The organism is Pseudomonas sp. 58 R 3, from assembly GCF_900006605.1.
In the GTDB taxonomy this organism is placed as follows: domain Bacteria; phylum Pseudomonadota; class Gammaproteobacteria; order Pseudomonadales; family Pseudomonadaceae; genus Aquipseudomonas; species Aquipseudomonas salomonii.
On the sequence record NZ_CVTT01000083.1, the window covers coordinates 55,466 to 68,052 of the forward strand.

General features: G+C 57.9%; 9 protein-coding genes. 4 read left to right on the forward strand and 5 right to left on the reverse strand.

What is annotated here, in order from left to right; all coding sequences use genetic code 11:
- Window positions 1–546: 546 nt before the first annotated feature.
- Window positions 547–1,104: an NADPH-dependent FMN reductase gene (locus BFP92_RS26600; RefSeq protein WP_065931798.1), complete on the reverse strand. Its 558-nt coding sequence runs from the start codon at window positions 1,102–1,104 to the stop codon at window positions 547–549.
- Between the two features lie 227 nt (window positions 1,105–1,331).
- On the opposite strand from BFP92_RS26600, the gene BFP92_RS26605 reads away from it, so the two are divergent.
- A complete protein-coding gene (locus tag BFP92_RS26605) occupies window positions 1,332–1,568 on the forward strand; it encodes a hypothetical protein (protein WP_056859483.1) in 237 nt (78 codons plus the stop codon).
- A 61-nt stretch (window positions 1,569–1,629) separates the two neighbouring features.
- Here BFP92_RS26605 and BFP92_RS26610 read toward each other — a convergent pair whose 3' ends face one another.
- Together BFP92_RS26610 and gspG are read right to left on the reverse strand one after the other, a co-directional pair.
- Window positions 1,630–1,974: a hypothetical protein gene (locus BFP92_RS26610; RefSeq protein WP_065931805.1), complete on the reverse strand. Its 345-nt coding sequence runs from the start codon at window positions 1,972–1,974 to the stop codon at window positions 1,630–1,632.
- A gap of 103 nt (window positions 1,975–2,077) precedes the next feature.
- A complete protein-coding gene (gspG, locus tag BFP92_RS26615; RefSeq protein ID WP_065931799.1) occupies window positions 2,078–2,524 on the reverse strand; it encodes a type II secretion system major pseudopilin GspG in 447 nt (148 codons plus the stop codon).
- A 153-nt stretch (window positions 2,525–2,677) separates the two neighbouring features.
- Between gspG and BFP92_RS26620 the strand changes: the two genes are divergently transcribed.
- Together BFP92_RS26620 and BFP92_RS26625 are read left to right on the forward strand one after the other, a co-directional pair.
- Window positions 2,678–3,595: a LysR substrate-binding domain-containing protein gene (locus BFP92_RS26620; protein WP_065931800.1), complete on the forward strand. Its 918-nt coding sequence runs from the start codon at window positions 2,678–2,680 to the stop codon at window positions 3,593–3,595.
- 155 nt (window positions 3,596–3,750) lie between these two features.
- Window positions 3,751–7,974: a glycosyltransferase gene (locus tag BFP92_RS26625; protein WP_065931801.1), complete on the forward strand. Its 4,224-nt coding sequence runs from the start codon at window positions 3,751–3,753 to the stop codon at window positions 7,972–7,974.
- A 49-nt stretch (window positions 7,975–8,023) separates the two neighbouring features.
- Here BFP92_RS26625 and BFP92_RS26630 read toward each other — a convergent pair whose 3' ends face one another.
- Window positions 8,024–8,605, reverse strand: a complete 582-nt coding sequence (locus tag BFP92_RS26630) for a GNAT family N-acetyltransferase (RefSeq protein ID WP_074854517.1) — start codon at window positions 8,603–8,605, stop codon at window positions 8,024–8,026.
- 8 nt (window positions 8,606–8,613) lie between these two features.
- A complete protein-coding gene (locus tag BFP92_RS26635; protein ID WP_065931803.1) occupies window positions 8,614–10,869 on the reverse strand; it encodes an Orn/Lys/Arg family decarboxylase in 2,256 nt (751 codons plus the stop codon).
- 341 nt (window positions 10,870–11,210) lie between these two features.
- Between BFP92_RS26635 and BFP92_RS26640 the strand changes: the two genes are divergently transcribed.
- Entirely contained in the window at window positions 11,211–12,542 is a 1,332-nt protein-coding gene (locus BFP92_RS26640; RefSeq protein ID WP_065911656.1) for an IS110 family RNA-guided transposase, read from the forward strand.
- The last annotated feature ends 45 nt before the right edge of the window (window positions 12,543–12,587 follow it).

Here is a 12,587-nt window from a genome sequence, read left to right on the forward strand (position 1 = left end):
AGCAACAGCAACAGCAAAGCCATACTCGGTCAAAGGTGGGAGCGGGCTTGCTCGCGAATGCGGTGGGCCAGTGACAGATAAATTGACTGACCCACCGTATTCGCGAGCAAGCCCGCTCCCACATTTAGACCCCGCGGCATCAGGTAGATAGGCTGTTGCTTTGCACTTGATCTGGCTTTTGATTCAACCACTCAGGTCGGCTTTCAGGCCGCCGTGCTGTAGATCTTGATCTGCTTTTGATCTCAGGCGCCCCGTCAACCACGATGGCCGAACGCAGGCTTGAATCCGTGGGTAACCCGGCAGGACGCCGGGTTAGCCGCGCTGGGCCAAGGATGGCCCATCGCGGCGGCCCACGGATTCAAGCCTTCGTTCTGGCACACCGAGCCTAGGCGAGGTGCCGAGTGGTGGGGCGAAGACCTTTTGGTTACTTTTGGCTGGGCCGGCATTCCGGGCGTTTGCCAAAAGTGACCCGCCGTAAGGGCGGAACCCTAAGCCGCCGTTACCGCAGCAACGGATATGTACTCAATCACCACGCCCTGCCCCCCATCAACCCAACTGTTTCTCAACCCACTTACCATACCCATCAATAAACGTCTGCAAAAACGGCCGGGTCTTCTCCGACACCTTACCCGCCTCGTCAAACACACTCCCCGCCCCACCCAGGTACGCCTCAGGCTGCTGCATGCAAGGCACATCCAGAAACACCAGCGACTGGCGCAGATGGTGGTTGGCACCAAACCCACCAATGGCCCCCGGCGACACACTGATGATCGCCCCAGGCTTACCCCCATAGGCACTCTGCCCATAAGGACGCGACCCAACGTCAATGGCATTCTTCAACGGGGCGGGCACGGAACGATTATATTCCGGGGTTACAAACAACACCGCGTCGGATGAACGTACTTGCTGACGGAAAGTACTGTAGGCTGCCGGCGGTGCTGCACCGTCGATGTCCTCGTTGTAGAGCGGCAAATCGCCAATTTCCACAATGCTCAACTTGAGATTGGCGGGGGCCAGTTCGGCCAGTGCCAACGCGACCTTACGGTTGATCGACTCTTTTCTAAGGCTGCCAACCAGGACGGCAATCGTGTAGACCTTGCTCATGAGGTTTTCCCGACGTCTGACTAAAGGAGCTTGTAGTTATAGAGACTTCACGACAGCTTCACCAGTGAGTTTTGATAATCTCAACGCCGTTTGCCACGCACTCACCAGTGTAGGAAACGTCGGAAAACATCAAAGAATAGTATTTTTTTTCCATAGGTAAACTACCCCGCTCCATGACGGTCTACAGAACCGCAAATCGAGTGTTTATCTCCAGAGGTTCTAAACAGATGGCTGCAGTACTTGTCGGACAGTTCCATGCCAGAGACGCGGAAGGACGCGTGTATTCCGTGCATGAGTTCCAGGAATCCAACCCGGCGCAGGACAGCCAGGCTGGCTCGCTGCCTACCACCACCTACAAGCTGGCCATTGGCGACCGTGTAGAAAAATTGGAAGGCGATGAATTCAAATTGATCCAGTCGGGGACCATCATCACCCGCGAATCGCAAACCATCCTCGCTTCATAAGATCCCGCCTTATCGACCTGCTCAGTCCTGGCCATCACTGGCGTTGACTGGGCCGGGGGGATCACGGGCGGCGTATTTGCGTCACCTCCACGTCCTGCTCGCCGTCCAGTTGCTTGAGCGTTACCAGCAACCGCCCCCGCTCGCCTTCAACGGCATACAGCGAACGTTTGTAGCCCGGCGTGCCGTAGGCGGGATACGCCACTACCTGCCTGACCAGCGCAATCTCCAGCACCGCCCCCACCTGCTCGCTCACCTGTTCCTGGGAACGGATAAACGCCTCTAGGGCGTGGTTTTCCGGGGTGCGTTCGTCTTGATTATTGAGGAGATAAGCAGCCACGCAACCAAAGGTCACCAAGACCAGCAGTTGTTTGGCCCTTACCCCGAAAAACGTCGAGGGTAGAGGCATGTGAGACCAGACCTGTTGTTGTTTTAAGTGCCGTGCGAACGGCATTGGTCGTTGATGATCAGCTGCGTCATTCTAATCGGGTCGATGGGGAATGCCAGGTGATTCAGTGGTCGCCGTAAGTAATATCCTTGTTATCGCCGACGCCGCCCAGGGTCCGGTCCTTGCCGAATGAAAACAGATCGAAGGCGGTGTTGGGCTGGGACGCCGGGTAGTGGTACTGATAGGCGATGCCCCAAGGGTCGGTCAATAGCTCTTCCTTGATATAGGGGCCTTTGCCGTTGGCCGACGGCGCAGATTGCGCGGTCAACACCTCCAGGCCCTCCTCATCCGTAGGATAGCGGCCGGTGTCCTGATGGAACTGCTCGACAGCCTTGCCCAGCTCAGCCACTTGAGCCTTGGCGGTCGCGATCTCTGCCAGCGTCACATCCCCGAACAGGCGTGGCCCCAATGCCAGGGCCAACAAGCCGATGATGACCAGCACCACCAGCACCGCCCAGCGCGTAAAGCCACGCTGGGTGGGTATTTTTGCGGTTATAAGACTTGCCGGCATGATGAGACTCCCCTTTCCCTCGATTGATACATTCTTTGTATAACCTGCCCGTGACAGTGACATACACACTGACGGTAGCCAACACTCACCCAGGCCTGTGCTCTTTTTTACCCAGCCATTGAAACCCCACCGCACTGAACATAGACTCCGGCGATGCGTTTACGTCATATCGAAGTGATTCAGGCCATTTTGCAGACCGGAAACCCAGGCTTGGCCGCCGAGTGGTTGCAACTCTCCGTGGGCGATGTGGACGCAACCCTCAAGGAGGCCGAGCAGCAACTGGGCTTCATGCTGTTTGCCAGCGTGCGCGGGCGTTTGCAAGCGACGCGCGAAACCCTTGAGTTGCAAGCCGGTATTGCCCTGCTTTATGAGGCGCTGGAGCCGGTGCAGCGCCTGGCCAGCCGCCTCAAACACCATCACGCGCCGACCCTGCGCGCGTTGTGCACGCCGCCGCTGGCCAATCAACTTTTGCCACAAAGCCTGGCGCTGCTGCGCCGACGCTTCCAGGACACACCGTGCAACCTGTCGAGCCAGCCGACCCGGGAGATCGTCAGGAGCCTGTTGTTGCACGAGGCCGATGTGGGCCTGAGCCTGCATGACCCGCAACACCCGCAAATCCAGAGCACCGTACTGGCCCAGGGCAAGTTGCAACTGCTCGCGCCCCATGGCTGGCTCAAACCCAAGCAAAAGTACATTGCACTGCAGGATTTGGCCGGGCAGTCGATGATCGGGCTGGAAGGCCACGACCCGCTAAGCCGCCTGCTGGACAGCAAGCTGCAAGCCCTGCGCCCGCTGCCGGTGGTGCAGACGCGGGTACAGACTTATCAAATGATGCGCAGCATGGTCGAAGCCGGGGAAGGCTTGGCGATTGTCGACCCGTTCACCGCCTTTGGTGCGCGGGAGGCCGGGCTGGATGCGTGTCCGTTATCGCCGCCTGTGCCTGTAGCCCTTTACGCACTGACGTTGAAGGAATCTGAACCCAGCTCAGCGCTGAACGCACTGCTGGAAATCGTCGCACACAAGGCTCAAGCCTTGCTGACCGGCACAGCACCGGGTACTCCAGCAGAATAATCGCGCCCCCTCCCCTCGTATGGCCCGTTCACTGACACAACTCCTTAAAGGTCAGCGTGGAACCTTGCTCCAGAGACGTCGCACTCACAGAGGCAGAAAGCACCGCCGCGCGCTTTCTACCGGACGACATACTCTAATCAAGGACAGCGATTTTTATGACCCATCTCCAGCACACCCTGACTCAACCGCCGGCACTCCCCCCCTTCAGTTTGCCCCCGATACAGGACGCCAGTGCATTAAAGGGTGCCCCACCGGTTCTGACTGCGGCCCCGGCCAACGATGCGACGGCCCCTGACGAACTCGACAACCCGGCGGCGCTTAAAAAAGCCTTTGCCGAGCGCTGTAACTGGGAAACCCTGACTGCAAAACTGCGCACGGTTATTGAAACACTGCACACCGCCTTCCCCGACGACACCGCCAGCGACCAGCAAAACCTGATGGAAGTGCAACTGGCAGCGCATTTGAACAGCACCTCAGTGCCGGTCTGCGAAGGCTCCAGCTATTACCAGAAACATAACCTAGCGCCCACCAGCGTCGTCAAACTCGGCACATTCCTCAACGGCAGCGGTTTGCCTGTCCCCAAAACCCTGGACGCGCTGCTTGCCCTTTATCAGGTGGCAACCCGGCACTTGCAGACCCTGCCGCTGGGGAATTTCAGCGGCGCGCTGTCCTGGCCGATTCCGCTCTCGACGCAGGACAAACAAGCCATCGTCGACCTGTTGAACGCGCCTGACCCTGCCCTGCCAGACCTGCCGCTGACAGATAAAACCAGCGTGCTGGGTTATCTGTTGTCCGCCTGCAGCCTGTCCGCCAACGACTTTAAATTCACCAGCAGCGCAGTCGAGACGCTGCTGGGATCGGCCAAGGCGCAAGCGCTGGGCCAGGCCATTCAAACCCGATTGGGTGGCATTGCAACGAATACCAGTGTTAACGACTACTTGCTGGCAGCGATTCATCTGGGGCTGAACCCGGATTCCATGGGCTCACCTGCACGCAACCGCGTGGGCGGCTTTGATCTTGGGCAACGACAGTACTGGAACCAACCTGCCAGCGTCGTGATCGAGGGTTTAGGCCACCACTTAGTCAAGGAAGGCCGCGCCTCTGCGGCGTCGGCGGACCTCGCGGCCCTTATGTTGCTGGCACGCAGCGCGCCTGAATACCTGGTCAAAGACATACCGCCCACCGTGACCTACGGCAGCGTCCCCTGGACCCAACTGGCGATCGCCGCAGCCAAGCTGGAAGTCGAATCACCCGGCCGCGTGCTCACCATGAGCTATCGCGAAGTACTCGCCGCTGCGGATACGACCGATGTCGGAGCCTCGCTCGCACAACATATCCAACGCGAAGCCTTGCACAACTGGGGGGTAGTCAATGGCCATCTGGCGGCCGACACAACGCCCACCGCGGCTCAAATGCGCACCGTGCAGAACGCCTTTATCGCCCAGCAAGAAGCGTTGCAAGCAACCGCCCTGGCACTGGCAACCCCCATCCCGATGCGCGAAGACATGGGCATGGAATTGCTCAGGACCAAATTTCCAGGCGTTGCGGACGAGGCGTTCCGGGCAAAAAACCTCACCAAAGCCTGGTTGCTCCCCGGGCGACCTGGCCGCTTCCCCGGGACGTATTCAATGCTGGATGTGGTGATGCACGGCGATAAGGTCAGAAATGACGACCTTGAACATTGGGTCACCCGTGACAAGCGCATCCCCATCATTGAGTTTTGCACGCTTTCCGATAGCGGCGCACTGTCTGTGGCAGACACTTTTACGCAGCGCTACACGCCGGCCATAGCGGCGCTGGAGAAAGGCCATGCGGGCATGACCCAGCACCTTATCTCAAGCTTGCCACCCGAGGATCGGAAAAATTTCGAATACGGAAAACTCGAATTTTTTCATACCGATGACTACCTCATCGGTTTGGACTTGTCGACAAAAACCCTGACGCAAAAGGGTCATACCCTGGATGTAAAAATCACCCGTGAAGGGCAGGTCAATATTTACCGCATCGATACACGCGCCGGAACCGTTTCCAAACACAACTACCTGGCCCACATTTACTCGCCCCCCTACACCCGGCTCGATAGCCGAGACGACAACACACTGCACAGAACGGTGCGATTCAACCCCTTCGAAGACGAACACACCGCGCACGCCAAGGAACTACCGGCAACCGCTGAAACGCCACAGGTCTTCGATTCCGAGCGCACCCGCTACATCGCCAAGGTACTCACTAAACGCCTGGATTTGCACGGCGATGACCTGCTCGAACATGCCCGCGGAACCACCACCTATGACACCAGCCGTGCCGCTGACAAGGCGATCGGCGAATTTTTCCTGAATATGATCCCCTTCAGGTCGGCAATCATTAACTTCACGCAGGGCCATATCGGCGACGGTTTGCTTGACCTCGGGCTGGATGTGATAGGCCTGGTGACTCTGGGCGCAGGCAAGGCCGCCCACGCCAGCAAATTGCTCGCCAAGGGCGTGACCGGCCTGAAGGGTGCAGCGAGAACGGCGCGGTTTATGGGGACCGTCGCGATCGAAGCGCTCAATCCGTTGGGCGGTGCGGGCGACGTGCTAAAAGGCATCAGTCGCTGGGCCTGGTCCAAGGGCACCAAAGCATTCAACGCACTCAGGGGCGCCAGCGGCAGCTACGACCTGCTCAAAACGGCCAGCACACAGCATGGGCTGGCGGCCATGGGTACCTCAAAGGTTGCCGGTCACGACCTGGAAATGGGTGCGGTATTTCGCGGCGGCAACTGGCACGCCTTCGACGCAGCCAAGGGGGTGCCCTATGGCGCGCCGCTGAAAAATTTCCAACCCACCGTGGCAGCGGCGAACGGCGAAGTCAAAGTCCTCACTACCAAACCCATTCTGCGCGAGTATGAGGCCGTCGTATCGCCCGAGTTATTGCAGGTCAAAGGCTTGCAGGGCAATGTCTACATAGGCCCAAACAACAAAGAATATATAAAAGTCGATGGCAAGCTCTACCCGTCCAGCGTCAAGGACGGCCAGCGGGTTATCCAACACCCCGGCGGGGCGCGCGACGACATTGTGGTCAGGGACCTGGGCCGCGCCGGCTGGGAGCCTTCCGCCAGCGCCAATCGCTTATTGGGTGGTAACTCACTCACCCCCTGGAAACTCAACGAAAACACCTACATCGTGCCGGTGGACGACGTAAAAATAAACTCGGGCCCTTCATACCCCTACACCATCAACTACCGAGGCATGAACTATGTCACCACCTTTGATCCCAAGACGGGCGCCTGGATGGCCGGTTCGGGTAACGCCAACGGCATAAACACCCAATATTTCTGGAGAACCGCAAAGAACAAGTGGCAGATGGGACCACTGAATGAACTTAAAAAAGCCCCGAAGATCCCCGAGCACAATTTCAGGTTTATCGAGATAACCCCGCCGGCCATCTTGCAGATGCCCAGCAATATCAAACCCATCCCTACCAACATTCACTACTTCTGGGCCGGCGGCGAAATACCCGACAAGCTGGTCAAGAACATCGCGACCAATGCGGAAAAAATGCCGGGCTTCACATCCATTGTGCACGTTGACGCCGACACTCCAGAGTTGCTCCAGGCCATCAAGCTCAAGCTGGACAAGGATGCACCCGGCGTAACCGTCATGAACTTGCATGACGAAGACTTTTTCCAGCCATTGAAAAACACAGAGCTGTACACCTACTTCCGCAGGGGCCAGGGAAAAAACCTTGCCGCCACTTCTGATGTGGCTCGCTATCCGTTGATGAACAAATATGGCGGTATTTATCTCGACACCGACGACACAATCAAAGGCGCCGTGGGAACCGCCGGTTTGAACGCAGGCGACTCGGATATGTTGGTGAGCAAACCGGTCGCGCACAAAATCACCGACTACAAACCCTTCTTCAATACCAGTAACTTCGCCACGCAACCCGATAACCCGGTCGTGACCGAAATGATCGCCGAGATGAACCGGCGCTTCACTAAAAACAAAGCGTACTTCGAGGCCCATCGCCCAACACTTTCCAGAGAGGCAAACGGCGGGCTCACCTACACCGAAGATTTTCTGGAATACGAAGGCAAGGTCTTTGAAACCGTCGGCCCGAGCATGTTTGACGATGTACTGAAAACCAAGCGACCCGACATCTACGATGCCGGCTTTGATGGGATGAGCAAAGAAAAAATGCAAACGCGCAATAACAGGTTCCTGCCCGGCGAACCGTTCAAACTGGAAGACGACACTCGCCAGTATTATCTCGATAAAGGCCTGGCTGAGCCGGATGGACTCAAACAGAGTGTGGCCCAGGCCAAGGCGCACTACCGCGCGCTCCGTGACCAGTTACAGATCAACATCGGCGCCGAACATTCGTGGATCAATTCCTGACCTGACCTGCCGCACGTCAACTTGGCCTGAACATCAGCCGTCAGGGTGTTCAGGCCATTTGCAACTCCGACTTGAACAACCGATACCAGAAAATCGCCACTTCACGGGTTTGCGGATCAATCCCGCGATAGCGCAATTGGTCGATCCCGCCCATCACATACCCGCACCGCTCATACAGGCGGCAGGCACCGAGGTTGTTGTTCTGGGTTTCAAGCATCATGCCCGGCAGGTTTTTCTTGCGCGCCCAGAACTGCGCTACATCCAGCAACGCCTTGGCCACGCCATGGCGCCGCGCTGGCAAGGCCACCGCCAGTTCGTCGACATGGGCAAAACCGTTCCAGTTGGTGCTCACCACAACGTGCCCCACCGCGCGATCATCCAGATACGCCATAAAAATCGCACTGTCGGGGACATCGCGAAAACTGGCGAATTCTTCCGGGTCGATGCCATAACACTTGCGGTACGGCAGGATGCGCTCCACCGCCCATTGGTCGACACGCTTGCCCATCTCCGGCACGCCGTAGGCACCGACCTCAAAGCTGAAGTCATTGCCCCACACATAGGCGTCAAAGCCCTCGTCGGCGACTCGAACGCTGAGCCCAGGATACTTCGGGTTCATTACAGCTTGCATAAACATCCTTAACCCTTGATGCAATCGACGGTGTAACAACGACCACTGCCGTCATCTTCGTGCTGCAACCCATGCACATCAGCGACAAAACCGGGGAAACTGCTATCGAACGTGCGGGCAAATGCCAGGTAGTCGATGATTGAACGGGTTGATTCGGTAAAGCGCTCGCCCGGCATGATCAACGGGATGCCCGGCGGATAAGGCACCAGCATCACGGCTGCGATGCGTCCTGGCAAGGCATCAATGGAAACGGCTTCGACTTCCCCCCTGACCAGATGGTCGTAGGCATCGGCCGGTTTCATCGCAATGTCCGGCAGCACCGTGTACATGCGCTTGAGGTGTTTGGCCGTGGCGTTGCTGCGGTAACAACTATGCAACTGATCGCACAGGTCACGCAAACCCAGGCCTTGATAGCGCGCCGGGCCCTCTTTGAACACCGAAGGCAAACAGCTGGCCAGGCTGGCATTGGCGTCGTAGTTGCGCTTGAACTCCAGCAATTCGGTGAGCAAGGTGCTCCATTTGCCCTTGGTGATGCCCATGGAAAACAACACGAGGAAGGAATACAAACCGGTCTTTTCCACCACCAGCCCGCGCTCCCAGAGAAACTTGCTGACCACGGCGGCGGGAATCCCGCAGTCGCTCAAGGCGCCGCCGGCGTTAAGGCCGGGCATTACCAGGGTGACTTTGATCGGGTCCAGCAACACATAGTCTTCGGCCACATCGCCAAAGCCATGCCAGTCGTCCTGCGGGTGCAACAGCCAATCCGCCGTGGCGACGCGGTCGATGCCGGCCACCGACGGCGGCTGCCAGATCGAGAACCACCAGTCTTCGGCTGCAATATGCTGGCGCAGGTTAGCCAGGGCACGGCGAAAGCTCAGGGCTTCGTCGAACATCTCCTGCAGCAGCGAGCGCCCGGCCGGGCCTTCCATCATCGCCGAAGCCACGTCCAGCGAGGCGATGATGCTGTATTGAGGGGACGTGGAGATGTGCATCATGAAGGCTTCGTTGAAGCGGTCGCGGTCCAGCTGGCGCGCGCCGCCATCCTGCACATGAATCATCGAAGCCTGGCTGAAGGCCGCGAGCAATTTGTGGGTCGAGTGGGTGGTGAACACCAGCGGGCTGTCCGGGGTGCGCGAAGTGCCCATGCCATAACGCCCGGCAAAGAATTCGTGAAAGGCCGCGTAGGCGTACCAGGCCTCGTCGAAGTGCAACACCTCGACACTGTTGCCCAATTGCTGCTTGATCAGCTCGGCGTTGTAGCACAGGCCGTCATAGGTGGAGTTGGTGACCACCGCCAGCTTCACTTTCGCCGGCCGGCCACGGGTCAAGGGGCTGGCATCGATTTTGGCGCGGATCGATTCAGGGCTGAATTCGCTTAAGGGGATCGGGCCGATAATCCCCAGCTCGTTGCGTTCGGGGCACAAATACAGCGGGATGGCGCCGGTCATGATGATCGAATGCAGCACCGACTTGTGGCAGTTTCGATCCACCAACACCAAGTCGTCGCGTGCCACCATGGAGTGCCAGACAATTTTGTTGGCAGTCGAGGTGCCGTTGATCACGAAGAACGTGTGATCGGCACCAAAATTACGCGCCGCACGGGCCTCGGCTTCGGCCAATGGCCCGGTGTGATCGAGCAGCGACCCCAGTTCCGGCACCGACACGGACAGGTCCGAACGCAGGGTGTTTTCACCGAAAAACTGGTGAAACGCCTGGCCCACCGGGCTTTTGCGATACGCCACGCCGCCGCCATGGCCGGGGGTGTGCCAGGAATAGTTGGAGTCGGCCGTGTGTTGCACCAGCGCTTTGAAGAACGGCGGCAACAAGCCATCAAGGTAGGCGCGCGCGGCGCGTGCGACCTGGCGGGCCAGAAATGGCACGGTGTCCTCAAACAGGTACAAAATGCCGCGCAATTGGTTGAGCTCGCTCATGGCGTCGGCCGGCGCGTTTTCCAGGGTGACCTGCTCGCCCAGGGCAAAGATCGGCAGGTTGGGCGCCCTCACCCGCGCCAGGCGAATCAGCTCGACCATGTTTTGCAGCAGGTGGGTGTTTTCGCCAGCGCCCTCGGCGGCGATCAACATGCACGCCAGCCCATGATGGGTAGAGGCCACCAGCCGGCCTTCGGCGTAATCCACCGCGGAAAATATGCTGAAGCCCTCTTGTTCCAGCTCGTGGGCGATGCCTCGAACCCGATCACCGGCAACGGTGTCGGCCTTGATGTCACGGTGCACGATCAGAACAGGGAACTTCAGGTCTTTGTACATGAGTGCTTGGAGTCCTGAGGGCTATGCACTCAGGGTAGAAGCTGGGAGTGGATGTGGCGAATGAAGATTGTAGGACACCGCAAATCAACTGTGGGAGGACCCGCCACCTCTTCGATGTAGCGCTGTCGCGCATCAAACTGGTTCATCGTAAGGTTGAAGAACGCGGGCGGGGCAAAGGCCGTAACCAGCACTGGTGTGTCAGCACCCGAGTGGGAGAGTGGCCTGCACGGTATCGGCGTGGAGTCATTGTCGGCACAGCAAGCTGTGACCACGTATAAGAGAGTGAATCCGCTCGCCACCGTGTACCCCGCCCGCGTCATTCAATCCTGCGAGGAATTGTCATGACGCGCAAGAACCAAAAACGTTTTGAGGTCATCCACCCTGACTGCGCTGCCGTTGATGTTGGAGGCGGTGAACATTTGGCCGCCGTTGATCCGACCAAATGCGCTGACCCGGTTAAAAGGTTTTCAACCTTCACCGACGATTTGCACGCCATGGCCGACTGGTTTGAATCCATGGGCGTCAAGATGGTGGCGATGGAAGCAACCGGGGTTTATTGGATCCCGCTTTTTGAAATATTGGATAGAAGAGGTTTTAAGGTCTATCTGGTTAATTCGCGGGCAACGCGGCAGATAACCGGCCGAAAGTCCGATGTACTTGATTGCCAGTGGATCCTTCAGCTCATGACGCACGGCCTGCTGAGAGGCGCTTTTCGGCCCTCGGACGAAGTGTGCTCACTGCGTTCACTGGTCCGTCAGCGTAGTAATAAAGTTCGTGACCAAGCCAAAGCGCTTAATCGGATGCAAAAGGCGCTGGTCCAAATGAACATCCAGCTGGCTCAGGTCATCAGCAACATTGCCGGGGTGACGGGTATGAGCATTTTGCGAGCAATCGTTGAGGGCGAACGAGATCCAGAAGTGCTCGCCATGCTCAGAGACAAGCGTGTCAAAGCCGACCAGGCCACCGTCGCCCGTAGCTTGCGGGGTAATTGGCGAGCCGAGCATTTGCATGCGCTGAGCCAGGAATTGGCGGCTTATGATTTTCTGGAAAAGCAAATTGGTGAGTGCGACCAAGCCATTGCTCACGCACTGGAACGACTTCCAGTGCTTCAGGCGGATGTTGTCCCGCCCAGTAAAACACTGCGCAACCCACACCGCTCAAATGAGCAGCAACTGATTTTGCATCGCGCACTGAACAAGGTCATGGGCGTGGATTTGACCGCAATCCCAACCATAGGAATCGACACGGCTTTGGTTTTGGCCAGTGAATTGGGGGCGGATTTATCACGTTTTCCGACTTCGCAGCACTTCTGTTCGTGGTTAGGCCTCGCACCGCCGACGAGAATTTCGGGAGGAAAACCCCTTCCTGGAAAGACGGTGAAAGTGATTAATCGAGCTGCTCAAGCGCTGAAGCAAGCCGCCTCTATTGCACGTAACGACAAAAGTTTTATCGGTGCCAGCCACCGAGCGCGCCTGACCCGGATGGACACCTGTTGCGCGATTAAGGCGACAGCGCATCAACTGGCACGACTGATCTACGCGATGCTGACCAAAGGTCAGCCTTATGTTGAGAAAGGAATAGAGGAATTTGAAGAGCGTAGCCGGGACCGGCAACTGCGCGCCTTGGAGCGCAAGGCGCGAAAGTTGGGGTTGCAGCTGGTTAAAGCGGCTTGATTTTTAAGAGCAAAAACAATGAGTTATTTTTTGTTTGATAAGAGC

Bases quoted from the DNA above. Each gene is read 5' to 3' on its own strand.
- gspG (WP_065931799.1), bottom strand. From the start codon at position 2,524: ATGCCGGCAAGTCTTATAACCGCAAAAATACCCACCCAGCGTGGCTTT.
- BFP92_RS26610 (WP_065931805.1), bottom strand. From the start codon at position 1,974: ATGCCTCTACCCTCGACGTTTTTCGGGGTAAGGGCCAAACAACTGCTG.
- BFP92_RS26620 (WP_065931800.1), top strand. From the start codon at position 2,678: ATGCGTTTACGTCATATCGAAGTGATTCAGGCCATTTTGCAGACCGGA.
- BFP92_RS26625 (WP_065931801.1), top strand. From the start codon at position 3,751: ATGACCCATCTCCAGCACACCCTGACTCAACCGCCGGCACTCCCCCCC.
- BFP92_RS26605 (WP_056859483.1), top strand. From the start codon at position 1,332: ATGGCTGCAGTACTTGTCGGACAGTTCCATGCCAGAGACGCGGAAGGA.
- BFP92_RS26635 (WP_065931803.1), bottom strand. From the start codon at position 10,869: ATGTACAAAGACCTGAAGTTCCCTGTTCTGATCGTGCACCGTGACATC.
- BFP92_RS26630 (WP_074854517.1), bottom strand. From the start codon at position 8,605: ATGCAAGCTGTAATGAACCCGAAGTATCCTGGGCTCAGCGTTCGAGTC.
- BFP92_RS26640 (WP_065911656.1), top strand. From the start codon at position 11,211: ATGACGCGCAAGAACCAAAAACGTTTTGAGGTCATCCACCCTGACTGC.
- BFP92_RS26600 (WP_065931798.1), bottom strand. From the start codon at position 1,104: ATGAGCAAGGTCTACACGATTGCCGTCCTGGTTGGCAGCCTTAGAAAA.